This is a genomic window from Clostridium aceticum, from assembly GCF_001042715.1.
GTDB classification, from domain to species: Bacteria; Bacillota; Clostridia; order Peptostreptococcales; family Natronincolaceae; genus Andreesenella; species Andreesenella acetica.
In genome coordinates, this window is sequence record NZ_CP009687.1 from 1709591 (window position 1) to 1733451 (window position 23861).

A 23861-nucleotide genomic window follows, 5' to 3' on the forward strand; every position below is an offset into this window, starting at 1 on the left:
GATATGATGTTTAATAAACTGGAAAACAGATATAATGTAACGCTATTGATATTCTCCCTTGTTTTTGTTGTTATTTTATTTAGATTGGCAACCATTATGATTGTGCAAGGAGAACAATATCGAGAACAGGCGGAAAACAGAATTTTCAAGACAATACCACTTCCAGGGGCTAGGGGAGAAATCCGTGATAGGTATGGAAGGTTACTTGCGGGAAATCGTCCAAGCTTTACTGTGCAGATGATGAAAAATGAAGTGGTAGATGAGAAAATAAACGAAGTATCCCTCAGCATAATAAATATATTAGAGAAGAATGAAGATAAGTACAATGATGAATTTCCTATTATTTTTACAGAAGAAGGAGAATATGTATTCACCTATGATTTAGAACTTCAAGCATGGAAAGAAAGAAACGATCTTATCGATGTAGATGATGCTAGAGATGCCTTTGAAATTTTAAGAAGACGTTATAATATAGCAGAAACAGACCCAATAGAGGTACAACAAGAATTTATAAAAATTCCTAATCTAAGTGTTCCAATATCTATTAGAACTTGGAAATTTACTGAGGAAATGAGAAAAGAACAATGGCTGGAAAGTTACAACATAAGAGATGTAGAGACAACGGCTGAGGAGGCTTTTCAACTACTAAGAACTAGAACTTATAGAATACCAGAAGACTATTCCGATATCGACGCTAGAAAAATTATGCTTGTGAGGGAACAGTTAAGAAGACAGGGGTATTTACAATACCAACCAGTTCGAATAGCACAGGATATTTCTGAAGCATCGGTGACGGAGATTGAAGAAAATATTATTAATCTTCCAGGGGTAAATATAGCTGTAGAGCCAATAAGATATTATCCAGAGGGACAGCTTGCTGCCCACACTTTGGGATATTTGGGGAAAATATCTCAACAGAGTGAGATTGACAGATTCATAAGAGAATTAGGATATTTGCCCACTGATATTATTGGGAAGTCAGGCATAGAGCATAGTTTTGAGGAGACGTTAAAGGGGGCAGACGGCTCACAACGAGTGATTGTTGACTCTGTAGGAAGACTAATTAGTGTATTAGAAAGGGAAGAGCCTGTGCCGGGTGATGCGGTACACTTGACTATTGATGCCAACTTACAGCGAGTAACGGAGGAAACCTTAGAAGCAGTATTAAAAACCCTTCAGGTAGGGGGAACCTATACAACTCGTTGGGGAAGCGAGCGTTTGATGGGTAGAAGTGGCGTGATGAAGAATGCAACCTCAGGTTCTGTTGTGGTGACAGATGTAAAGACGGGAGAGGTACTGGCAATAGCTAACTATCCCGCCTATGACCCAAACTTATTTGCTACTGGAATAAGTAGTGCCGATTGGCAAAGACTTATGCCAGAAAACGAGAGAGATCCGTTGGCTCCAAGACCTTTGCAAAACATTGCAACAAGTACAGCCATACAACCAGGTTCTACCTTTAAAATGATTGTAGGGTTAGCTGGTATAGAACAAGGTTTGAGTCCTGAGTATAAGATCTTGGATAGAGGATTTATTCAGGTAGGAGGACATAGTTTTGGTAACTGGCTGTGGAATCAAAGTAGATCAACTATGGGACACCAAAATCTACATCAAGCTATTGCTGACTCCAATAACTATTACTTTTACTCCGTAGCCAACGGCTATGATTATGGTGCCGGCAGACCCCTTCCAATACAGATGAATATGGATATTCTGACAGACTATACAAAGAGATTTGGACTTAATGATAGAACTGGTATAGAAATAGATGTACCTAGAGAACGATCTGGAGGAGTTCCCAGTGTGGAAAATAAGACAAGAACTGTTAAAGCCATGCTGAGAAATCATTTGAGGCGGCAAATGAAACTAGAAGATTTAGACGAAACAAGGCTAGACAGGACACCAGAGGTATTAACAGAAATTATAGAAGAAATTGTAAGCTGGGCTGAAGAAAATCCATCGAGATCTGTTATGTACAATAGAATGATAGAATTAGGCATCAGCGAAGATAAAGCAGGAATTTATACAGATATTGCAAAATACAGTTACTTTAACCAAGCACGATGGAGTGTAGCGGATACCATGAACTTTTCTATAGGCCAGGGGGAACATTCCTATACCCCTCTACAGATGACAAACTATATGGCAATACTGGCAAATGGTGGATATAGATATAATTTGAGCTTAATAAGAAAAACTCAAAGTTATGATGGAACAAATACAGTGGAATATCCACCAGAACTGGTAGAGCGTATACAGTTAAGAGACTATAATAATTTGGATGAAATTAATTATGGTATGTATTTAGTAAACGAAACTGGTACAGCCAGAAATTACTTTAGAAACTTTCCTATCAAGGTAGCTGCAAAAACTGGTACAGCTCAAAGAGAAGGAAAAATACCACCAATAGATGAGGTGGAGTATCTGAAGCGGCATTTAAGATCTTTTGGTGTAACAGAAGCTGCTGTGGAGGAGGTTACTGCACAGTTGATGGAGGAAAATAAAGATAATCCTAGGTATCAAGACAAAGGTTTTGCCATGAGGGAAGCCATTAGAACTTTAAACCCAAGAGCAAATTTAGATCAATTTAAAGACGATTATGACAACTACTCATGGTTTACAGGTTTCGCACCTTATGAAGATCCTCAGATAGCAATCTCCGTGTTGATTTTTCAAGGGGGATCAGGAGGATATGGTGCACCGATATTTAGAGAAATTGTTGCAGAATATATGGGCTTGAATACAGTGGTGGAGAATGATGGGAGTATTATTGAGAACAGGTTAACTAGATAAAGTTAACCTGTTTTTAAGTACATAGAAACAGGTCTTTATATGGATTGCTGTAGCAAATCATGGTTTTCTGTCGTTTTTAGTACTATAGTCATTGTGTTTTTTTATTAATATTAAGAAGGATTTATGCTATATTTGGAGAATCATACTATAGTGATACAATATACAATTCAAACAATCTAGCTAGACTATTTAATTCACTAGTGGGGGTAGTATTCCATGACCGAAGAAAGTGCCATCGAGTTTAAGGGGACGAAACAAGGTCTTTTTATTCATATTAAGCCGAACTACGATTTTGAAGCCATAAAAAAACATTTAATCGATAAACTAGAAAAAACAGGATTTTTTTTTAAGGGTGCAAATATTTTCCAAATCGAATGTGGGTGGCTTACAAGCGAGGAAAAAGAAGAATTAGAAAATATTATGACAACTAGATATAATTTAAACATTATAAAAAGTGTAAATATATCTAAGTCTGATGGGGTGAAGGAAGACGTATTTGAAGGAATTAGTGAGGGAAAAACAAAATTCATTAAAGGTACAGTAAGATCAGGGCAAATTATTGATTATGATGGCAATGTAGTTGTACTTGGAGATGTAAATCCCGGGGGACAGGTTGTTGCTAGAGGAAATATCATCGTGATGGGAAATTTGAGAGGTATAGCATATGCAGGATCCAATGGCAACATAGAGGCCTGTGTAGCAGCCCTTTACTTAGATCCCGCACAGCTAAGAATTGCCAATGTAATTGCTAGGGCACCTGACGGGGAATATGAAAAACCTAAAGGGCCGGAATGGGCACGGATAAAACAAAACATGGTGTATATTGAACCTTACTTAAATAAATAATAAAGCAAACTAAATACATAGGAGGTAGTAAATTATGGGGGAAGTAATTGTTATTACATCGGGAAAAGGTGGTGTTGGAAAAACAACGACTACCGCTAACCTTGGAACAGGTTTATCGCAGCTGGGGTATAAAGTTGCAGTTATAGATGCTGATATAGGCTTAAGAAACTTAGATGTTGTTATGGGATTAGAAAATCGAATTGTATACGATCTGGTAGATGTTGTAGAAGGAGTATGTAGGCTTAAGCAAGCACTTATTAAAGATAAGAGATATGAAGGCTTATACCTATTGCCGGCTGCCCAGACAAAAGACAAAAATGCTGTTACACCAGAACAAATGTGTAAACTAACAAGTGATTTGAAGGAAATTATGGACTATGTTTTAGTGGACTGTCCAGCGGGAATTGAGCAGGGTTTTAAAAATGCCATTGCTGGAGCTGATAGGGCTATTGTTGTTACAACACCAGAGATATCGGCTGTAAGAGATGCAGATAGAATCATAGGTTTATTAGAAGCCTCTGAGCTAAGAGATCCCCTTTTAATCATTAACCGTATTAGAATTGAAATGGTCAAAAGGGGAGATATGATGAATATTGATGATATGATTGATATTTTAGCCATTAATTTGCTAGGTGTAGTACCTGACGATGAAGCGATTGTCATATCTACCAATAAGGGAGAACCTGTGGTTACAGATAAAAACTCAGTGGCTGGAGAGGCCTATAGAAATATTGCTAAACGTGTTGCTGGGGAAGAGGTTCCTTTTATCAATATGGAGACAAATGAGGGCTTCATGAAAAAACTAAGAAAAATTTTTGGACTAGCTAAATAGTTTAGAAAGGAGGAAAACAATGGATTTTTTGAAGTTTTTTAGTAAAGATAATGGAACGAGCAAAAATGTAGCAAAGGAACGATTAAGATTGGTGTTGGTGCACGATAGAACCAATTGCTCTCCTCACTTTCTTGAAATGGTGAAGGGAGATATTATTAAAATCATATCAGACTATGTTGAAATCGATGAAAGTGGTTTAGATGTTAAATTAACCAAGACAAAACGGGACATAGATGATGTATTGGTACCAGCGTTAGTAGCAAATATTCCGATAAAAAAAATGAAGGATAAAACTCGTACAGAATAACTACAGGAGGCGAAAAACTATTTATGAATATTGCCCTTATTGCCCACGATAATAAGAAGGACATGATGGTTAACTTTGCAATTGCTTATGAAAATATCTTGAAAGAACATAACTTATCTGCAACAGGTACAACTGGTAGAAGGATCATGGAAGCCACCTCACTGCAAGTGAAAAGATTCCAATCTGGACCACTTGGAGGAGATCAACAAATAGGTGCAGAAATAGCAACAAATTCAATGGATGTTGTTATTTTCTTAAGAGATCCTTTAACACCGCAGCCACATGAACCTGACATACAAGCTCTTATAAGGTTATGTGATGTAAATATGATTCCTGTTGCTACAAATATTGCTACTGCAGAAATTTTGATAAGGGCTTTAGAGCGCGGTGATTTAGCCTGGAGGAAGTATGTTAATAAAAAATAGATATAAAAAAACCATTTATTTTAGATATAAAATAAATGGTTTTTTTATATCTAAAAACAAGTAATAAAGGATTAATTTTTTTGCTGTTTTACTTATGGAATCTCAACTTAATGAAGGCAAATTTCCCCTAATTACTATGTCGGGATGTAATAAATGAAGACTTTAAACAATATATTTATACTAAATCTAAACAAAGGAGGGTTATATAAATGAATGGAAGAAAAAGGGATACACCGATACAATCTATGAGAATTTTTCAAAATACAATGTATAAAGACAACGAAGCCTTTGGGGGTATAGACTTTAACTTATGGTTGCACCAGACGCTAATTAGGTTAGGTGTATGCTTGATCATTCTATTTACTGTTGTTGTAATAAAAAACATCAATACAAAACCAACAAACTATATCATTGATAAAGTAACTTATAATGTCAATAAGGAGTTTGAAATTGCTGAAAACTATGATAGGTATAAGAACATGATAGTAAGTTTAACAAGAAGGGGAGAAGAAGCATTAGCGGTTATCAATATAGGTACATTTTCAAAACTTCAGTTTGCAAATCCTATGGAAGGCATGGTTGTCACATTTTTTCAAGATGAGCAGGAATCTGGAAAAGTCTCAAGAGGGATTGACATAGAAGGAAAAGCTGGGGAAAATGTACTGGCAGCTCAAGAAGGTGTTGTTATGGAGGTAGGACAAAATCAATCCAGTGGCAATTATGTTATTATAAAACATAAAGGCGAACTGTTATCTGTTTACAAAAATTTAGAAAAATATGTAGTAGATAAAAATCAAAAAGTTGTCATGGGGGAAGTAATTGGTACAAGTTCGGGAAAGCTGCAGTTTGAAGTATGGCGTGATAGAGAACCTATTGATCCCTTTGAATTGATTGATTTTCATACGGAAAGTATGTAGACTTTAAGGTAGGCATTGATCATGAAACTATTTAAATTATTTGGTATATATATAAAAATAAACTATATGTTATTACCGATTTTCGTTTTTAGTATTTATTATAAATACTTTTTTCAATTGATAGTAATGATTTTTGTTATTGTTGTTCATGAACTGGCCCATTCTCTAACTTCCATACATTATGGGATAGATGTGGAGGAAATAGAACTTTTTCCCTTTGGAGGAGTGGCAAAGGCCAATAACTATCTAGAAATGGACCCATTTAAAGAAATGGTGATTGCTATTGTAGGACCGATGTCTAACTTCATTATGATGTTTGTAATGATTGTATTGCAATCTTATATAGCATTGCAGATGGAATTAGTGCACTTTTTTATACTTTCTAATCTTACTATTGGACTATTTAATATGCTGCCTATTTTACCGTTAGATGGTGGACGAATTTTAAGGGCTTATATAAGCAGCAAAATTGGTTTAAAGAGAGGAACAAAGGCGGCTATAAGGATTAGTAAAGTCCTAACTATTTTTCTGTTTTTAACAGGAATTCATTTTGGTATAAGGGCTCAAGAAAACTTATTTTTATGTGGTGTAGCCGTTTTTTTGTATATAAAAGCTAATAAAGAAAAAGAAATGATGACATATACTTCCATTTATCAGATTGTGACAAAAAAGAAACAACTCTTGGAGAAAGGAATTATGGATGTAAAGTATTTAACTGCTTTGGAATCTATCGATCTTAGAAAGACAGTACAAGAATTTTCTACCTGGAAATACCACCTTGTGACGGTGATCAATACGAAAGGAAAGGTGTTGGGAAGTCTATCAGAAAGCGAGATTTTAGATGCCATGATAAAGTATAATCATAGAATTACTTTAGGAGATCTTATAGAGCTAAAAAAATAATATCGTTATACTAACATATTTTCAAATTATATATGTTATCATATACTTATAAAGAAAAAACTACCAAAGAAAAAAGACTGGAGGAACAAGAATGAATAAAGTTGAAATTCATGATTTACTATATAAAGTAGAAAAGCCTGCTAGATATCTAGGAAATGAATTAAATAGTATACATAAAACAATTACAGAAGAAACCATACGCTATGCTTTTTGTTTTCCTGACATATATGAAGTGGGCATGAGTCACTTAGGAATGCAGATTTTATATCACTTAATAAATACTGTAGAAGATGTTTATTGCGAGAGGGTCTTTACTCCAGCACTAGATATGGAGAAAGAAATGAGAAAGATGAATATTCCGCTATTTGCTCTAGAGAGCCGGCAATCAATAAATAATTTTGATTTCGTGGGTTTTACTTTACAATATGAGTTGAGCTATAGTAATATTTTAAATATGCTTGATTTAGCAAGAATACCAATATATAGTAAAGACAGAGGGGAAGAACATCCTATTGTTTTGCTAGGAGGCCCCTGTGCTTATAATCCGGAACCTATCGCCGATTTTGCTGATATCATTGTTTTAGGAGAGGCAGAAGAAGTACAATTAGAATTGATAGCGTTATATCGAACCTTTAAAAAAGGTAAATATATAAAAGAGGAATTTTTGAAAGAAGCTTCTAAGATACCAGGTATCTATGTTCCTAGCTTATATGAAGTTAAGTATCATGATGATGGAAGAATTCACTCCTTTATGCCTAAAATAGAAGGTATTCCTTCTAAAATTAAGAAAAGAATTATAAAAAATTTAGACGATGTATTTTATCCAGAAAAATTAATCGTTCCTTATCTAAATGTAGTCCATGACCGAGTTGCATTAGAAATTTTTAGAGGTTGTACAAGAGGCTGTAGATTTTGTCAGGCAGGAATGATTTATAGACCTGTTCGTGAAAAATCTATAGACAGATTATCTACTTTAGCCGAAAGTTTACTGGCATCTACAGGATACGAAGAAATCTCTTTAGCATCCTTAAGTACCAGTGACTATTCAAGTCTAAATGATTTTGTAACCCATCTTATTGATAAATATAGTAAAGATAAAATCGGGATATCTTTACCATCTTTGCGGTTAGATAATTTTTCTTTAGAATTGGTAAAGGAAATACAAAAAGTAAGAAAGACAGGACTAACATTTGCACCTGAGGCCGGCAGTCAAAGACTAAGGGATGTTATTAATAAAGGATTGACGGAAGAAGATTTAATCAATGCAAGTCAAAAGGCTTTTGAATCTGGGTGGAGTAATGTAAAGCTCTATTTTATGTTAGGGTTGCCTACGGAGACTTTAGAGGATGTAACCGGCATTAAGGAGCTTGCTTTTAAGGTAATTGATCTATACTACGCTATTCCTAAAGAACAAAGAGCAAAAGGGTTAAATGTTACTATCAGTACTTCCACCTTTGTTCCAAAGCCATTTACACCTTTTCAGTGGGTGCCTCAAATTACCTTAGAAGAAATAGATGAAAGACAGCAATTTTTAAAGCAGCAGTTAAATAGAAAAAGCATTACCTACAACTATCATGATGCAAAAACCAGCTTTTTAGAAGCTGTATTTGCTAGAGGAGATCGAAGATTATCAAAAGTTTTAGCCTTGGCTGTTGAGGAAGGCTGTAAATTTGATGGATGGATGGAACACTTTGATTTTGATAAATGGATGGGAGTCTTTGAAAAGTTAGGAATAGACCCTAAGTTTTATGTCAATAGAAAAAGAGAATATGAAGAGATCCTACCTTGGGATCATATCGATGTTGGTATAAGTAAAGAATTTCTTATTCGAGAAAATGAAAAAGCTATAAAAGGTGAACTAACACAGGACTGTAGAACAAATTGCTCTGCCTGTGGTGTGAATCAAGGATTTATAGGAGGAATATGTTAAATGTATAGAATAAGGTCAAGATTTTACAAGAAAGAGGACATGATTTTTATCTCACACTTGGACTTAGTACGTCTTTTCGAGAGGGCCTTTAGAAGAGGAAATATTCCTATCTCCTATACGCAGGGCTATAATCCCCATCCCATCATGGCTTTTGCAACTGCATTAGGTGTGGGGGTATCTAGCGAAGGAGAATATATAGATATAGAAGTAGAAGAAAAATTAGATATAGAAGATTTTATGGACAGGTTAAATCATGTTTTACCACAGGGACTAGCTATAGTTGAAAGCAAATATATTTCTCGAAGTGAAAGTTCGCTAATGTCTGTTATTCAGTATTCTACCTATATCGCAAGGGTTGTCCTTGATGAAGAGGTTTGTAGTGAGGCATTACAAGAAAAATTAAAAACTTTTTTAAACTTAGAAGAAATTATAGAGATAAAAGAAAAAAAGAAAAAAGGTAATTATAAAAAATCTAATAGAAAACAGGTACAGGAAATTAATATTCGACCTTACATACAAGAAATGCAAATACATACAACCGAAGAAAAGGAAATAATATTTAAAATGATGTTGGCTGCTGGTAGCAGTGGGAATTTAAAACCTGAAATCGCAGTGAAAAAATTTGGAGAAATAGCTGAATTGCAGATGGACTTTGATAAAATAAGAGTGCACAGATTAGAATTATTAACACAAATACAACCACAGTACTTGACACCTTTAGATACGATAGAATCTTAATATTGTATTATTGTCCATAGTAGCAGGAGAAAAACCATAGAAGTGAAGCTTTTTAAATAAATTTTTATTAAAAGACTTGTTTTATGGGTGAAAAAATAACTAAAAACACAAAAAAATTAGTTACATATAATTGGGAGTTGGTGGCATGAATCAAATTATTGTGGATACGACGATCAATGAAACTAGACTAGCGTTAATAGAAAATAATGAATTAGTTGAGCTGTATATTGAGAGAAAAAATAATAAAAGAATTGTAGGAAATATTTATAAGGGCAGGGTGACCAATGTATTGCCGGGGATGCAGGCAGCTTTTGTGGATATCGGTTTAGAAAAAAACAGCTTCCTCTATGTTAAGGATGCAGTACCCCAAGAATATCAATATGAAGAAAATGAAACCTTTCAAAATGTAGCTATAAAAGACCTAATAAAAGCAGGTCAAGAAATCATTGTTCAAGTTACTAAAGAACCCATTGGTTCTAAAGGGGCTAGAGTTACTACCCATATTACCCTGCCTGGAAGATATTTAGTATTGATGCCTTATACCGATTATTTAGGTATATCAAGAAGAATTACAAGTGAAGAGGAAAGAAATCGATTAAAAAAAGCTGTTGAAGAAGTAAAACCTCAAAACATGGGTGTTATTGTCAGGACAGTAGCGGAAGGTAAGGATAAAGAGGCTTTTAATGACGATATAAAGTTTTTGCTGAAGCTCTGGCAGAAAATCGAGAAAGAAAAAAAGCTAGGATTTGCTCCAAGAATGATCTATAAGGATTTTGACTTGGTGGATCGAACCATTAGAGATATCTTTAGTGTAAATATTGATGAATTTATTATGAACAATACAGAAGACTATAAAGGAGCGTTAGAACTAGTAGATTTGATTTCACCAGCATTAAAGGAAAGACTAGAGCTCTATGATGAAGAGTTAGAAATTTTTCAATACTATAATATAGAGACCCAGTTTAAGAATAGCATTTTGAGAAAAATATGGCTAAAAAGTGGGGGCTATATTGTTATTGATTCTACAGAAGCTTTAACAGTGATCGATGTTAATACGGGAAAGTACGTAGGAAGTATCGATCTAGAGGACACTGTTTTTAAAACAAACCTTGAAGCTGCTCAAGAAATTGCCAAACAACTAAGGCTAAGGGATATAGGAGGTATCATCATTGTAGACTTTATTGATATGACCAACGAAAATTATGTAGAGCGGGTACTTCAGGTTCTAGAACAATCATTAAACAAAGATCGTACTAAGACCAAAATCCTAGGAATGACATCTCTTGGGTTAGTAGAAATTACAAGAAAAAAGGTAAGACAGCGACTAGAGTCATTATTATTAAAACAATGTCCCTGTTGCGAAGGTACTGGCAGTGTATTAAACGAAGAGGTCTTACTGTTTAGAATAGAAAAAGAAGTAAAGCGAACAAAAAAACATACAAATGCCGAAGCCATTGTTTTTGAAGTGAATACTGATGTATATGATGGGCTTTTCAAAGATAAGTTAATTATTAAAGAACTAGAAGAAGAATATGATATGAGAATATGGATTTTGCCAAAGAAGGATGCTCATTTTAACGACCTAAATGTTAAGGCCCGGGGAAAAACAGAAGTGATGGAAAAATTAGTAAAAGAACTTCAAACATAGTCCTTGACATAAATAACCCTCTATGATATTATATATATCTGTAGGTAGCCGCACGGATCGGGTTTAAAACGATGTTACCTAGTATTCGGCGAGACTGGTTTGAGGAGGTGTAAGTATGTACGCAATTATTGAGACAGGTGGAAAGCAATACAGAGTACAAGAAGGCGATACATTGTTTGTTGAGAAATTAGATGCAACTGAAGGCGATGTAGTAACCATTGAAAATGTATTAGCTGTATCTAAAGAAGGCAATTTAACTGTTGGTAATCCAGTAGTTAGTGGCGCTAAAGTTGAGGCTAAGGTTGTTGAGCAAGGTAAAGGTAAAAAAATCATTATCTTCAAATACAAGCCAAAGAAAGACTTTAGAAAGAAACAAGGACATAGACAACCGTATACAAAGTTAATGATCGAAAAAATTAATGCGTAGGCTGTGTAACATATGATTACAATAGACATTGTGCGCAATAAAAACAATGAAATTATTGGTTTTACTACTTCAGGACATGCTTATGCAGATGAGCCTGGGAGAGATATTGTTTGTGCTGCTGTTTCTATGTTAACCCAAACAATAGTATTGGGGTTATATGAGGTACTAGAGGTGAAGGCAGCCTATAGCATAAAGCATGGTTACTTAACCTGTAGCATCCCTGAAGATATTTCAAGGGAAAAAAGACAGCAAGTTAACATATTATTTGAAACTATGGTAGTAGGGCTAAAAAATATTCAGGAAAATTATTGTCAATATATAGATCTTCATGACAAGGAGGTGTAAGTCATGTTTAGAATTGATCTTCAATTATTCGCTAGTAAAAAAGGGGTAGGTAGCTCCAAAAACGGTAGAGACAGTATCGCTAAAAGACTAGGAGTAAAAAGAGCTGACGGACAGTTTGTAACTGCTGGAAACATCTTAGTAAGACAAAGAGGTACAAAAATTCATCCAGGTACAAATGTAGGTAAAGGTTCAGATGATACACTTTTTGCTTTAATAGACGGTGTTGTTAAGTTTGAAAGAAAAGGAAAAAATAAAAAACAAGTCAGTATTCATGCTGCTAACTAGTTTATTAAACCGCCGAATCACGGCGGTTTTTAGTTTAATTTTTATATTTTATTGCAATAATATAAATATAGATGTGTAACTAAGAATTAAAGAAAAAAAACACACTTATGAAGACATATCTAGGACAGTTGACAGAAACTTTTTTGTTGATATAATAAAATTAGCAAATTTACATAAAAATATAGAAAATAGCAAAATAAAATATTATAATTTTAATATAATAAGGGTGAAAATAAATATGTTTATAGATAAAGCAAAAATCCATTTAAAAGCTGGTAAAGGCGGTGATGGCGCTGTTGCCTTTAGACGAGAAATCTATGTTCCTGCTGGAGGACCATCAGGAGGAGATGGAGGCAAGGGCGGTGACATCATATTTGAAGTAGATGAAGGCATGCGTACGCTGATGGACTTTAGATATAAAAAGCATTACGTAGCCAACAATGGAGAAGACGGTAAAAACAAAAATATGTATGGGAAAGATGCAGAAAACTTGATATTAAAAGTCCCTCCAGGAACGATTATCAAAGATGAAAACACTGGAGCTGTTATTGCTGACCTAGTAGAGGGTGGAGAGAAAAAAATTATTGCACGTGGTGGTAAGGGAGGAAAAGGAAATATTCATTTCAAGACCGCTACGAGACAAGCTCCACGATTTGCTATTGCAGGAGAGCATGGTGACGAGCTCACTGTAATCTTAGAATTGAAAATGATTGCTGATGTTGGATTAATAGGATTTCCTAATGTAGGTAAATCTACTATTCTCTCTGTAGTTACCAGTGCAAGTCCTAAAGTAGCAGACTACCATTTTACTACATTAACACCTAATTTAGGGGTAGTAAAAACAAAGTATGGAGATAGTTTCGTTTTAGCAGATATACCTGGACTTATTGAAGGAGCTCATGAGGGCGTTGGATTAGGCCATGAATTTCTTAGACATGTTGAGAGAACAAAACTGCTTATTCATATCATAGATATTGCCTCTGTAGAGGGTAGAGATCCTTTAGAAGATTTTGATAAGATTAATGAAGAACTAAAGTTATATAGTATGAAGTTAGCAAATAAACCCCAAATTGTAGCTGCCAACAAAATGGATATTCCTGAAGCAGAGGAAAACCTTAAAAGATTAAGAGAAAAATTAACCCCTATGGAAATAGAAGTATTCCCAGTGTCTGCTGCTACAAACAAAGGACTAGAGGAATTATTCATTTATGTGTCCAAAAAACTTAAAGAAGTAGAAGAAAGTTATATAGAAGATATCGTGGTAGAAGAGGAAAAAGTATACCAATATCAAAAAGATGATAAATATCAATTTACAGTTGGTAAAGAAGATGATATCTTTATAATTGGAGGAAAATTTGTAGAGCGATTAGTGAACTCTATAAATTTTGACGATATGGATTCATTAAGCTACTTTCATAAAGTTTTAAGAAAGCGGGGAATTATCGATGAGTTAAAAGCAATGGGCATTCAGAATGGAGATACTGTAAAAATTGAGGACATTGAATTTGAGTACTATGATTAAGAGATGGGGGTTTACAGGTAAAAATGAATTGCATACATTGTGAAAATTGCAAACTGAGTACTAAGACTTATTATTGTTTTGCTAAAAATGATTTTGTTATTCCTACAGAGTCTACAACAATGGAAAAAGTAAGAAGTGGATGGAAAAAAGGGGAAAAAGAATATGAAATCCACAGAAGAAAAATAAGAAAAGAAGTAGAAATATAGAAAAAAAGGAGTAGATCCATGTTAACAGGTAAGCAAAGATCCTATCTAAAAGGAATGGCTCATGACATAAAACCAATAACCCAGATTGGCAAATATGGGATTAGTGATAGTTTTTTAACACAGTTAGATGATGCTTTAGAAGTTAGAGAAATTGTTAAAGTGAATATTTTAGAAAGTAGTCTATTAGATACTAAGGAAACAGCTAATGAGGTGGCAAAAACCCTAGAAGCTGAGTTTGTTCAGGCAATTGGAAACAAGTTTACTATCTATAGGCCTTCAAAAAATAATCCTAAAATACAACTACCCAAAAGCTAATGCTTAAGCATTAGCTTTTATAACATCACTGTCAATAGTGAATAGATGTGATATGTAAAAAATTATAAAGGAGTCGATTATATGCAATTACCATTTTTAAAAATAGGTGATTTGGTGGCAAGTGTACCTATTATTCAAGGGGGTATGGGAATAGGCGTTTCTTTATCAAAATTAGCTTCAGCGGTAGCCAATGAAGGTGGGATTGGAACAATATCTGGTGTACAAATAGGATTTAGAGAACCTGATTTTGAAACCAATACAAATGCTGCTAATATAAGAGGGTTGAAAAAAGAGATTAAAAAGGCAAGAGAATTAAGTCCAAATGGTATTTTAGGTGTTAATATCATGGTTGCTATTAATAACTATAAAGACATGGTTACAGCCGCAGTGGAGGAAAAAGTCAATCTTATTGTTTCAGGAGCAGGTCTACCTACAGAATTACCTGGGATGACTAAGGAATCTAAAACCAAAATTGCACCCATTGTATCTTCTGGAAAGGCTGCTGCTATTATTGCAAAGATGTGGGATCGTAAATATGATTATGCCCCTGATATGGTGATCGTAGAGGGCCCAGAGGCTGGCGGTCATCTAGGTTTTTCTTTGGAACAACTAACAGAAGAAACAAAACCTAAGCTGGTAGACCTTGTAAAGGATGTTATTCAAGCAATAAAGCCTTTTGAAGATAAATATAACAAAACCATACCTGTAATCGCTGCTGGTGGTATCTACAACGGAAGTGATATTGCTGAATATCTCAAGGCAGGAGCCGCTGGGGTACAAATGGCAACCAGATTTGTAGCGACAGAGGAATGTGACGCTGACATAAAATATAAAGAAGCTTATATCAACGCAAAACAACAAGATATTCAATTAGTAAAAAGTCCAGCTGGCCTACCAGGAAGAGCTATAGGAAATGCTTTTGTAAAGAAGACAGAAGCAGGAAAACAACCAGTACAAAGATGTTATGATTGCTTAAAAACCTGTGAACCAGCCACTACTCCCTATTGTATTTCTCAAGCCCTCATTGAAGCAGTAAAGGGAAATATAGAAAATGGACTTATATTTGTAGGCAGTAGTGCACATAAATTAGATAAGATAACAACTGTAAAAGAGCTTATCAGTGAACTGATTCATGAGACGAAGCTAGCTTTAGAATAATATATAAATCTATCTTTTCCCTGCAGTAAGCTTGAATTGCATTTATCCAAATGTCATATTTCCTTTTGCTTTGTTGGTCCATGAGGATATTTGGTATAAAGGATAAATGCATTAACTTTTTACATAAAGTAGTATGGTGTGAAAGTAATATTGTAATAATTGAACCAATAACCAAAGATAAAACTGAAAGGGGTGTATTGATGCACAAGCCAAGTAAAAGGTATGGCATCATGGGGGGGACCTTTGACCCTATCCATTTAGGTCATTTGTTTATTGCTGAAACAGCTTTAGATGAGTTAAGTTTAGATGAAGTTATCTTTATTCCTACAGGACTTCCCCCCCACAAAGACCAAGAAACTGTAACGGACTCACATCACAGACTGCTGATGACATCTATTGCTATTGATAGTAATAAAACCTTTAAATTATCCACAATCGAAATCGATAGAAAGGGACCTTCCTATACAATAGATACAATACAAAGCATTTTACAGAATCATAAAGAAGAGGTAGAAATATATTTTATTACTGGTACCGATACATTTATGGAAGTAGATACTTGGAAACACTATAAAGATGTATTGCAAATGATCAAAATTGTTGTAGCAACGAGACTAGGGTATAATGATAGGAGCTTTAATGAAAAAGTGGACTTATTTACTAAAAAATACAAAGCGGAGATTATAAAAGTTACGGTGCCTATTTTGGAGATTTCATCAAGTGATATTCGAGATCGCATAAAAGTAGGGAAAACCATTAAGTATTTAGTTCCTGAAGGCGTAGAAGAATATATAAAAAAAAATCAACTATATCAATAATTTTAAAATATACTTTAATAATAGGTGTGAAAAATAAAGTATAGGAGCGTAGTATATATGAGCCATCAACTAATAAGTACAATCAAAAGAGCATTAAAAGATACCATTAATCCTAAACGGTATGTACATACTATGGGGGTGGTTAAAGCTTCCATAAACTTAGCAAAACAATATGGTGAAGATCCACTGTGTGCCACAATAGCAGCTCTACTCCATGATTATGCAAAAGATTATACACGAGATGAATTACTACATTATATTGAGGAACATCACCTGACTATGGACCCTATTATGTTTGAAGCCCATGAACTTTTGCATGGCAAGGTGGCAGCTTCAATTGCAAAAAACAAGTTTGATATTGAAGATAAGGATATTCTGAAAGCTATAGAAAACCATACAACTGGTGGAGAAAACATGAGTAAACTAGAAAAAATTATTTATTTAGCAGATTTTATTGAAGAAGGCAGAAACTATCCAGGTGTAGATCAACTAAGAAAAATTGCTGAAGAGGACTTAGATAAAGCAGTTCTTCAAGCATTAAATAATACGATTGTTTATGTTTTGAGCATAGAAAAATTACTACATCCCAATACACTGTTTGCTCGTAATGAAATGTTAAAAAAGCTGAAAAAAGATGAATAGAGATATGAAATACTTTTTATTGAAGAGGTGAGATATGGGAAGGCGGACAAAACAAAAGAAAAGACCAGTTGGTTTTATTTTAGTTCTTGTCGTTGTTGTAGTTGCAGGTATTTTTTTCATAAATAATAAATCAAGCCATCGAATAAATATTTTGGTTCTCGGTGTAGATGCTTTAAATTTGCAAAAAAGTCAAGCTACTAGAGCAGATACGATTATGCTTTTGAGTACAGAGGGTGATGGTAGCAACCCTGTATTGATTTCTATACCAAGGGATACTAGAGTCAATATCCCAGGTAGAAGGTCACCTGAAAAGATTAACCATGCTCATGCCTATGGAGGTGTGGAACTACTAACAAATACGGTGGAAGGGTTTTTAGATATTCCCATTCATTATTATGTTAGAGTAAACTACAAAGCTGTGGAAGAATTGGTAGAAGCGTTAGGTGGTGTAACTGTCGACGTACCTATAGATATGAAGTATTCTGATCCCTACGATGACCCGCCGCTTCATATCGATATAAAGAAAGGGCAGCAGGTCTTAGGAGGAAAAGACGCCCTTCATTTTTTGCGTTTTAGGAGTGGTTATGCCAACCAAGACTTAGGAAGGATTCAAGCACAACAAAAATTTGTACATGCTTTGATGGATAAAATGATGTCCCCTATGACTATTTTCAAAGTCCCTACATTAACAAAAACTTTTTATAATAACGTAGATACCAATATCCCCAAGAACAAAATGCTTTCATTAGGCATAAAAGGCTTAAGAGCAAAGTTCCAGGAAATTACTAAGTTAACATTGCCGGGATCTACTGCAATGGTAAATGGTATCTCCTACTACATCGTGAAGGATCAAGATATACAAACGATAAAGGAAAGTCATTTAACAGCATCTAGTGAATTAAAGTCTAATAGTGTCATTGAAGTGTTAAATGGATGCGGTGTAAGCGGCGTAGCTGCGGAATTTGCTAAAAAGCTGGAAAGAGAGTCCATTACAGTTGCAACCATAGGAAATTATGAAACAAATGATATGAGTGAATCCTTTATAGAATATCATCCCAAACATAAAAAGGAGGCACGAAAGGTAGGCAAAGCTTTAGGAATAAAGAAACTTATAGAAGTAAAAGAGGAGATGACAACAGTAGATATCAGCGTTGTAGTGGGAAAAGATTTAGTTGAAAATTAATCATTAAAAGCCTCCCCTATTATAAAAAAGACCCATACCCACAAAGAATTTTGTTTTGGAGAAATTGACATATATTTAAGGAATCAAAATATATTATAACTGTATACATTTATCGAGGACAGTATACAGATTCTTTTAAAACAAGATTAACTTAAGTATGTAAAGACATCACTTATGTAATTGAGTAATAGGGGGGGCAATATGGGAAACTTAGGGGCTTTTTTGTTGTTTATTTTAGGTATAATTATCATTATTAAGGGTGGGGACTGGTTTGTTGAATCTGCTGTTTGGGTGGCCAAAGTAACAGGAGTACCTAATGTACTAATTGGTGCTACAATTGTAAGCATAGCAACAACACTACCTGAGCTGTTGGTCTCTTCCATTGCTACTTATCAGCATCACTATGATGTTGCAATAGGCAATGTGGTAGGATCTATGGTTTGTAATATTGGGCTTATATTGGGGCTAACAGCTTTATTATCTCCAATAAAAATTCAACCCAGCAGATTCGCTGTCAAGGGTTTTTTTATGCTGCTTTGTGGTATAGTATTGTTATTTTTAGCCAAAGATACCATTATTACATCTCAAGAAGGAAACCTATTTATTATACTATTTTTTATATATATTGTTATGAACATATTAGAGTTCAAAAGTACTGGAAGAAGTAATAAGGAGCACTATGAGGTTTCTAGTTTAAGTAGAAATAATGTGAAAATAAACATAGGAAAATTTATAATAGGTGCTTTGTTTATTACTGGGGGAGCAAGACTATTGGTAAACAATGGTATTATTATTGCTGAATTAGTGGGTGTACCACAGCAAGTAATAAGCTTAACGCTAATTGCTCTAGGAACCTCCCTTCCTGAATTAACTACAGCTATAGGATCTGTAATAAAGGGTCATGGAGAAATCTCTGTAGGAAATATTTTAGGTGCCAATATTCTTGACATTGTGATGGTACTAGGTGTATGCTCAAAGTTAGGAGAAGGGGGCATGGTTATCAACTATCAAAATATCATGTTGGGATCAACCATTCATAATGTGCCTCAATCCTTATATCTAGACATTCCAGTAGCTTTACTAATGATGCTGATTTTGGTTTTAGGAGGATTTTTAAAAGGAGCGATTAGTCGTACTATAGGTTTCAGCGTATTATGTATCTACATTATGTACTTAGGTATATTAGCTAAACTATTTATATAAAAAGAGGAGGAGTTAAATGAAAAGTACAACCTTTGATTTAGTAGCAAAAGTAGTCAAATCTATTGATGATAAATTAGGACAGAACATAACTGTATTGGATTTAAACGGTATAACTACCTTATGCGACTATTTTGTTATCACCAGTACTCCCTCTATCCGGCAAGTAAAGGCAATTACCGACGAGATTCAGGATAGATTAGAAGAAGAAGGGATTTATGTGTTGCACAGAGAGGGTTATACTTCAGGGAGATGGGTACTCTTAGATTATGGAGACATTGTCATTCATATACTTTATAAGGAAGATCGAGAATTTTATAATATAGAAGGAATTTGGAAGGATGCAGTAACAATAGATGTTGACAAAATAATTAATAATAATATATAATTAAATACAATATACTAAATAAGTATGAATTATTAGAAAAAACTAATCATATAAAATAGTACAAGGAGTAGTAAACAGAAAATGCTTTTTTAGAGAGTTGATGGCTGGTGAAAATCAACAAAGCACACTGTTGAACTTGCCTTATTTCATTTATGCTATTTAGGATGGAATCCTTTATCAACCGAAGAAGTGGACTTTCTGTCAATTAGGGTGGTACCGCGGACTATTGTGCTCCGTCCCTAAATAGACATGAAAGTTTTTGTTTTATCCAGAAAAAATTGACATTGAAGGAGGAAGATTAAGTAGATGGCTACTTATGATTTTAAAAAAATTGAAGAAATATGGCAAAATCGATGGGAAACTGAAAAGCTATTTGCTACCTATAATGAAGATCAACCTAAGTATTATGTACTGGAAATGTTTCCGTACCCATCAGGTAAAATCCATATGGGGCACGTTAGAAATTATTCTATAGGAGATGTTATTGCTAGATATAAAAAGATGAAGGGCTATAATGTCCTACATCCAATGGGCTGGGATGCTTTTGGGCTACCTGCAGAAAATGCAGCTATTAAGCATGGTATTCATCCTGGTATTTGGACGGAACAAAACATTAAAGACATGAAGGAGCAGCTAAGTACATTAGGTTTAAGCTATGACTGGGATCGTGAAATAGCAACCTGTAACCAAGACTATTATAAGTGGACCCAATGGCTATTTTTACAGTTTTATCACGAAGGCTTAGCTTATAAGAAGGAATCTAGGGTAAACTGGTGTCCGTCTTGTGAAACAGTTTTAGCAAATGAGCAGGTTGTCAGTGGAAAATGTGAGAGATGCGATAGCTCTGTTGGAAAAAAGATGTTAAACCAATGGTATTTTAAGATTACAGAGTATGCAGAGCAATTATTAGAGGATATAAAAGCATTGGAAGGTTGGCCTCACAAGGTAAAAGTTATGCAGGAAAACTGGATAGGCAAAAGTACCGGAGCAGAAATTGAATTTGAGATTGAAGGATATCAAGATAAATTAACAGTATTTACTACTAGACCAGATACAGTTTTTGGAGCAACCTATATGGTTTTAGCACCAGAGCATCCTTATGTAAAGGAATTAGTAGAAGGCACTGAGTTTGAAGAGGCTGTCGATGCTTTTGTTACAAAGCTTCAGCACATGTCTGATATCGAGAGAACTTCAACAGATACAGAAAAAGAAGGTCTTTTTATAGGACGATATTGTATCAATCCTCTATCCGGTGAAAAAGTACCTATTTATATTGCTAATTATGTCTTGGTGGACTATGGTACAGGTGCCATCATGGCAGTACCAGCCCACGACCAGAGAGACTTGGACTTTGCCAAAAAATATAATATTTCCGTAGTACCAGTTATTCAATCGGAAGAAAAAGAATTTTCTATAGATGATGAAGCCTATGACGGTAGTGGTATTATGATCAATTCAGGAGAATTTAATGGACTCAAAAATGAAGAAGCCTTCAATAGGATTTGTGATCTTATGGAAAAGCAAGGTATTGGTAGAAGAAAGATTAGCTATCGATTGAGAGATTGGCTGTTATCTAGACAAAGATATTGGGGAACACCGATACCTATCGTCTATTGCGATGACTGTGGTATTGTACCTGTAAAAGAAGAAAACTTACCGGTGCAACTTCCCTTAGACGTTAAATTTACAGGAGCGGGCTTATCTCCCCTTACTACTAGCGAAACCTTTATTCATACACCTTGTCCTAAGTGTGGTAAAACCGCTAGAAGGGAAACAGATACGATGGATACCTTTGTTGACTCTTCTTGGTATTTCTTACGATATGCTGATCCTAAAAATGAAAGCCTTCCTTTTGGTAAAGATGTAACAAACTACTGGATGCCGGTGGACCAATATATTGGTGGGGTTGAACATGCAATTTTACACCTTTTATATTCTAGATTCTTTACAAAGGTCATCAAGGACTTAAAGTTAATAGATATAGAAGAGCCCTTCAAGAATTTATTAACGCAAGGCATGGTGTTGAAAGATGGAGCGAAAATGTCTAAGTCAAAAGGCAATACTGTAAGTCCTGAAGAAATTATTGAGAAGTATGGAGCAGATACAGCGAGACTGTTTGTATTATTTGCAGCACCACCAGAAAGAGACTTAGAATGGAGTGACCAAGGGGTTGAAGGTTGTTCAAGATTTTTAAATCGTGTATGGCGTCTTGTAGAAGAAGCTATAGAAAATCATCTATTAGACAATAAGACTGAGGAGATGAATAAGCAAGATAAAGATCTTCAGTATATGATCCACAAAACCATCAAAAGGGTTACTGAAGATATAGAAGGAAGATTTAACTTTAATACTGCTGTTAGTGGTATAATGGAATTAGTAAATGACTTATATAAATATAAAGAAATTGATAAGGATAAAATCAATGGTACTTTATTTAAAGAAGGTATTGAAACGGTGATTTTATTATTAGCACCCTTTGCTCCCCATATTACTGAAGAACTTTGGGAAAAAATAGGTAAAGATACTAGGATCTATTTAACACAATGGCCTGTTTATAAGGCGGAGGCTATTGTTAAAGACGAAGTAGAAATTGTTGTGCAGATTAATGGAAAGCTTAGAGAAAAATTGATGCTTCCAGCAAATATTACAAAAGAAGACATGGAAAAGCTAGCAATAGAAAATGAAAAAATTCAACAATTTCTTGAGGGAAAAGAGATCAAAAAGGTAATAGCAGTGCCTAAAAAGTTGGTAAATATTGTGGTGAAGTAAGGAAAAAGGAGGGGGACAGTATGGATAGAAATTTGCATCCTATTATAAAGAGTTTTATTCCAGTAGTAGAAGGAATTGCTAAAACCCTTGGAAAAAACTGTGAAGTTGTGCTGCATGAGCTTAAGAATTCCAAAAAGTCCATAGTAGAGATCTGTAATGGTGAAGTAACTGGAAGATCTATAGGAAGTCCAATGCTGGATGTAGGTATTCAAGCTATTAGAAAAGGAAATGAAGCAGACAATATACTAAACTATAGAAATAAAACTTCTGATGGTAGGGTGTTAAAATCCTCGACCATGTTTATTAGGGATGAAAAAGATGAGATTATAGGTTGTTTATGTATCAATATTGATATTTCTGAATTTATCGTGGCACAAAAAGCCTTTGAGGAAATTGTAAAAACAGACATCAAAGGGGAAGTAAACTTAGGAGATTTTCCGCATAACAATGTAAATGATGTATTGATCAATATTGTTTCAGAGACCCTAGACAGATATGGAAAGCCGGTTTCCTATATGAATAAAGAAGAAAAAGTCAATATTGTTAAAAAACTAGATGAACAAGGGGCTTTTTTAATTAAGGGAGCTATCGATTATGTTGCCAAAATTCTTTGTGTTTCCCGCTATACAATCTACAATTATTTAGATGAAATACGAGTAAATGGTTAAAACTATAAAGGGATGTATTATCTTAAAGAAACGAAGGAGTCGATGGATGTGAGACAAGAAATCAATACTACAAAAGCACCAGCAGCTATTGGACCATATTCACAAGCAGTAAAGACAGGACATTTATTATTTGTATCTGGACAGCTGCCTATGAATCCAGAAACAATGGAAATTGTTGAAGGAGATATTCAAGTTCAAACAAAACAAGCTTTGGAAAACTTGAAGGCCATCGTAGAGGAAGCTGGGTTAACGTTAAAGGATATTATTAAAACCACTGTATTCATAAAGGATATGGAGGATTTTGCTAAGATTAACGAAGTATATGCTACCTATTTCAAAGATACTAAGCCAGCTAGGGCTTGTGTAGAAGTGGCAAGACTGCCCAGAGATGTTGGCGTTGAAATTGAAGCTATTGCTGTAGTGGAGTAAGAGCAGTATTGCTGAATAAAGTTATCGGCTAGTATCTTAGCAAAACCTGTAATAAATTGTAGAATAAGAATAGTAGTGGTCACTGCAGAACCACTGAAAAAGTGTTTTTGTCATCTTAAAAACCATACTTTTTCAGTAACTCTTGTCGATGACCACTATTTTTTGTT

25 protein-coding genes and 1 other annotated feature are annotated in these 23861 nt (G+C 34.6%); all 25 genes read left to right on the forward strand.

Features of this window, described 5'->3' with window-relative positions; genetic code table 11:
- The first annotated feature begins 6 nt into the window (after positions 1-6).
- Positions 7-2793, forward strand: coding sequence for a penicillin-binding transpeptidase domain-containing protein (locus CACET_RS08025; protein WP_242846887.1), 2787 nt, complete (start codon positions 7-9; stop codon positions 2791-2793).
- 216 nt (positions 2794-3009) lie between these two features.
- A complete protein-coding gene (gene minC / locus CACET_RS08030; RefSeq protein ID WP_044823829.1) occupies positions 3010-3639 on the forward strand; it encodes a septum site-determining protein MinC in 630 nt (209 codons plus the stop codon).
- 34 nt (positions 3640-3673) lie between these two features.
- Positions 3674-4471 carry a septum site-determining protein MinD gene (gene minD / locus CACET_RS08035; RefSeq protein WP_044823830.1) on the forward strand — a complete coding sequence of 266 codons (798 nt, stop codon included), beginning with the start codon at positions 3674-3676 and terminating at the stop codon, positions 4469-4471.
- Positions 4472-4490: 19 nt separating this feature from the next.
- Positions 4491-4778, forward strand: a complete 288-nt coding sequence (minE, locus tag CACET_RS08040; protein ID WP_044823831.1) for a cell division topological specificity factor MinE — start codon at positions 4491-4493, stop codon at positions 4776-4778.
- A 23-nt stretch (positions 4779-4801) separates the two neighbouring features.
- Positions 4802-5203, forward strand: a complete 402-nt coding sequence (locus CACET_RS08045) for a methylglyoxal synthase (RefSeq protein ID WP_044823832.1) — start codon at positions 4802-4804, stop codon at positions 5201-5203.
- 209 nt (positions 5204-5412) lie between these two features.
- Positions 5413-6120 carry a murein hydrolase activator EnvC family protein gene (locus CACET_RS19435; protein WP_052661265.1) on the forward strand — a complete coding sequence of 236 codons (708 nt, stop codon included), beginning with the start codon at positions 5413-5415 and terminating at the stop codon, positions 6118-6120.
- Positions 6121-6141: 21 nt separating this feature from the next.
- Positions 6142-7023, forward strand: coding sequence for a site-2 protease family protein (locus CACET_RS08055; RefSeq protein ID WP_044823833.1), 882 nt, complete (start codon positions 6142-6144; stop codon positions 7021-7023).
- A gap of 91 nt (positions 7024-7114) precedes the next feature.
- Positions 7115-8953 (forward strand): TIGR03960 family B12-binding radical SAM protein, encoded by a 1839-nt coding sequence (locus CACET_RS08060; RefSeq protein WP_044823834.1) that lies wholly within the window; start codon positions 7115-7117, stop codon positions 8951-8953.
- Positions 8954-9691: a TIGR03936 family radical SAM-associated protein gene (locus CACET_RS08065; protein WP_044823835.1), complete on the forward strand. Its 738-nt coding sequence runs from the start codon at positions 8954-8956 to the stop codon at positions 9689-9691.
- 145 nt (positions 9692-9836) lie between these two features.
- Positions 9837-11339 carry an Rne/Rng family ribonuclease gene (locus CACET_RS08070; RefSeq protein WP_044823836.1) on the forward strand — a complete coding sequence of 501 codons (1503 nt, stop codon included), beginning with the start codon at positions 9837-9839 and terminating at the stop codon, positions 11337-11339.
- A gap of 115 nt (positions 11340-11454) precedes the next feature.
- The gene (gene rplU / locus CACET_RS08075) at positions 11455-11766 is read left to right on the forward strand and encodes a 50S ribosomal protein L21 (protein ID WP_044823837.1); all 312 of its coding nucleotides are present in this window, start codon (positions 11455-11457) and stop codon (positions 11764-11766) included.
- A 12-nt stretch (positions 11767-11778) separates the two neighbouring features.
- Complete coding sequence (locus tag CACET_RS08080) at positions 11779-12111, forward strand: ribosomal-processing cysteine protease Prp (protein ID WP_044823838.1); 333 nt, start codon at positions 11779-11781, stop codon at positions 12109-12111.
- 3 nt (positions 12112-12114) lie between these two features.
- Positions 12115-12396, forward strand: coding sequence for a 50S ribosomal protein L27 (rpmA, locus tag CACET_RS08085; RefSeq protein ID WP_044823839.1), 282 nt, complete (start codon positions 12115-12117; stop codon positions 12394-12396).
- A 238-nt stretch (positions 12397-12634) separates the two neighbouring features.
- Positions 12635-13918, forward strand: a complete 1284-nt coding sequence (gene obgE, locus CACET_RS08090; protein ID WP_044823840.1) for a GTPase ObgE — start codon at positions 12635-12637, stop codon at positions 13916-13918.
- Positions 13919-13941: 23 nt separating this feature from the next.
- A complete protein-coding gene (locus CACET_RS08095; protein WP_044823841.1) occupies positions 13942-14124 on the forward strand; it encodes a hypothetical protein in 183 nt (60 codons plus the stop codon).
- 18 nt (positions 14125-14142) lie between these two features.
- Positions 14143-14439, forward strand: a complete 297-nt coding sequence (yhbY, locus tag CACET_RS08100; RefSeq protein WP_044823842.1) for a ribosome assembly RNA-binding protein YhbY — start codon at positions 14143-14145, stop codon at positions 14437-14439.
- Positions 14440-14520: 81 nt separating this feature from the next.
- Entirely contained in the window at positions 14521-15597 is a 1077-nt protein-coding gene (locus CACET_RS08105) for an NAD(P)H-dependent flavin oxidoreductase (protein WP_044823843.1), read from the forward strand.
- Between the two features lie 200 nt (positions 15598-15797).
- Positions 15798-16415: a nicotinate-nucleotide adenylyltransferase gene (gene nadD, locus CACET_RS08110; RefSeq protein WP_044823844.1), complete on the forward strand. Its 618-nt coding sequence runs from the start codon at positions 15798-15800 to the stop codon at positions 16413-16415.
- A gap of 57 nt (positions 16416-16472) precedes the next feature.
- The gene (gene yqeK, locus CACET_RS08115) at positions 16473-17057 is read left to right on the forward strand and encodes a bis(5'-nucleosyl)-tetraphosphatase (symmetrical) YqeK (RefSeq protein WP_044823845.1); all 585 of its coding nucleotides are present in this window, start codon (positions 16473-16475) and stop codon (positions 17055-17057) included.
- Between the two features lie 34 nt (positions 17058-17091).
- Positions 17092-18240, forward strand: coding sequence for an LCP family protein (locus CACET_RS08120; RefSeq protein ID WP_052661266.1), 1149 nt, complete (start codon positions 17092-17094; stop codon positions 18238-18240).
- Between the two features lie 201 nt (positions 18241-18441).
- Positions 18442-19443: a calcium/sodium antiporter gene (locus CACET_RS08125; protein ID WP_044823846.1), complete on the forward strand. Its 1002-nt coding sequence runs from the start codon at positions 18442-18444 to the stop codon at positions 19441-19443.
- Positions 19444-19459: 16 nt separating this feature from the next.
- Entirely contained in the window at positions 19460-19828 is a 369-nt protein-coding gene (gene rsfS, locus CACET_RS08130; RefSeq protein ID WP_044823847.1) for a ribosome silencing factor, read from the forward strand.
- A 48-nt stretch (positions 19829-19876) separates the two neighbouring features.
- Positions 19877-20072 (forward strand) — a binding site (T-box leader).
- Between the two features lie 62 nt (positions 20073-20134).
- Positions 20135-22597: a leucine--tRNA ligase gene (gene leuS / locus CACET_RS08135; RefSeq protein ID WP_044823848.1), complete on the forward strand. Its 2463-nt coding sequence runs from the start codon at positions 20135-20137 to the stop codon at positions 22595-22597.
- 20 nt (positions 22598-22617) lie between these two features.
- Positions 22618-23265 carry a helix-turn-helix transcriptional regulator gene (locus CACET_RS08140; protein ID WP_044823849.1) on the forward strand — a complete coding sequence of 216 codons (648 nt, stop codon included), beginning with the start codon at positions 22618-22620 and terminating at the stop codon, positions 23263-23265.
- Between the two features lie 12 nt (positions 23266-23277).
- Positions 23278-23694, forward strand: coding sequence for a RidA family protein (locus CACET_RS08145; RefSeq protein ID WP_423229895.1), 417 nt, complete (start codon positions 23278-23280; stop codon positions 23692-23694).
- Positions 23695-23861: the final 167 nt, after the last annotated feature.

What these genes read in the sequence shown, in the direction of transcription:
- CACET_RS08025 (WP_242846887.1), top strand. Translation starts at nt 7, where the DNA reads ATGTTTAATAAACTGGAAAACAGATATAATGTAACGCTATTGATATTC.
- minC (WP_044823829.1), top strand. Translation starts at nt 3,010, where the DNA reads ATGACCGAAGAAAGTGCCATCGAGTTTAAGGGGACGAAACAAGGTCTT.
- minD (WP_044823830.1), top strand. Translation starts at nt 3,674, where the DNA reads ATGGGGGAAGTAATTGTTATTACATCGGGAAAAGGTGGTGTTGGAAAA.
- minE (WP_044823831.1), top strand. Translation starts at nt 4,491, where the DNA reads ATGGATTTTTTGAAGTTTTTTAGTAAAGATAATGGAACGAGCAAAAAT.
- CACET_RS08045 (WP_044823832.1), top strand. Translation starts at nt 4,802, where the DNA reads ATGAATATTGCCCTTATTGCCCACGATAATAAGAAGGACATGATGGTT.
- CACET_RS19435 (WP_052661265.1), top strand. Translation starts at nt 5,413, where the DNA reads ATGAATGGAAGAAAAAGGGATACACCGATACAATCTATGAGAATTTTT.
- CACET_RS08055 (WP_044823833.1), top strand. Translation starts at nt 6,142, where the DNA reads ATGAAACTATTTAAATTATTTGGTATATATATAAAAATAAACTATATG.
- CACET_RS08060 (WP_044823834.1), top strand. Translation starts at nt 7,115, where the DNA reads ATGAATAAAGTTGAAATTCATGATTTACTATATAAAGTAGAAAAGCCT.
- CACET_RS08065 (WP_044823835.1), top strand. Translation starts at nt 8,954, where the DNA reads ATGTATAGAATAAGGTCAAGATTTTACAAGAAAGAGGACATGATTTTT.
- CACET_RS08070 (WP_044823836.1), top strand. Translation starts at nt 9,837, where the DNA reads ATGAATCAAATTATTGTGGATACGACGATCAATGAAACTAGACTAGCG.
- rplU (WP_044823837.1), top strand. Translation starts at nt 11,455, where the DNA reads ATGTACGCAATTATTGAGACAGGTGGAAAGCAATACAGAGTACAAGAA.
- CACET_RS08080 (WP_044823838.1), top strand. Translation starts at nt 11,779, where the DNA reads ATGATTACAATAGACATTGTGCGCAATAAAAACAATGAAATTATTGGT.
- rpmA (WP_044823839.1), top strand. Translation starts at nt 12,115, where the DNA reads ATGTTTAGAATTGATCTTCAATTATTCGCTAGTAAAAAAGGGGTAGGT.
- obgE (WP_044823840.1), top strand. Translation starts at nt 12,635, where the DNA reads ATGTTTATAGATAAAGCAAAAATCCATTTAAAAGCTGGTAAAGGCGGT.
- CACET_RS08095 (WP_044823841.1), top strand. Translation starts at nt 13,942, where the DNA reads ATGAATTGCATACATTGTGAAAATTGCAAACTGAGTACTAAGACTTAT.
- yhbY (WP_044823842.1), top strand. Translation starts at nt 14,143, where the DNA reads ATGTTAACAGGTAAGCAAAGATCCTATCTAAAAGGAATGGCTCATGAC.
- CACET_RS08105 (WP_044823843.1), top strand. Translation starts at nt 14,521, where the DNA reads ATGCAATTACCATTTTTAAAAATAGGTGATTTGGTGGCAAGTGTACCT.
- nadD (WP_044823844.1), top strand. Translation starts at nt 15,798, where the DNA reads ATGCACAAGCCAAGTAAAAGGTATGGCATCATGGGGGGGACCTTTGAC.
- yqeK (WP_044823845.1), top strand. Translation starts at nt 16,473, where the DNA reads ATGAGCCATCAACTAATAAGTACAATCAAAAGAGCATTAAAAGATACC.
- CACET_RS08120 (WP_052661266.1), top strand. Translation starts at nt 17,092, where the DNA reads ATGGGAAGGCGGACAAAACAAAAGAAAAGACCAGTTGGTTTTATTTTA.
- CACET_RS08125 (WP_044823846.1), top strand. Translation starts at nt 18,442, where the DNA reads ATGGGAAACTTAGGGGCTTTTTTGTTGTTTATTTTAGGTATAATTATC.
- rsfS (WP_044823847.1), top strand. Translation starts at nt 19,460, where the DNA reads ATGAAAAGTACAACCTTTGATTTAGTAGCAAAAGTAGTCAAATCTATT.
- leuS (WP_044823848.1), top strand. Translation starts at nt 20,135, where the DNA reads ATGGCTACTTATGATTTTAAAAAAATTGAAGAAATATGGCAAAATCGA.
- CACET_RS08140 (WP_044823849.1), top strand. Translation starts at nt 22,618, where the DNA reads ATGGATAGAAATTTGCATCCTATTATAAAGAGTTTTATTCCAGTAGTA.
- CACET_RS08145 (WP_423229895.1), top strand. Translation starts at nt 23,278, where the DNA reads ATGTATTATCTTAAAGAAACGAAGGAGTCGATGGATGTGAGACAAGAA.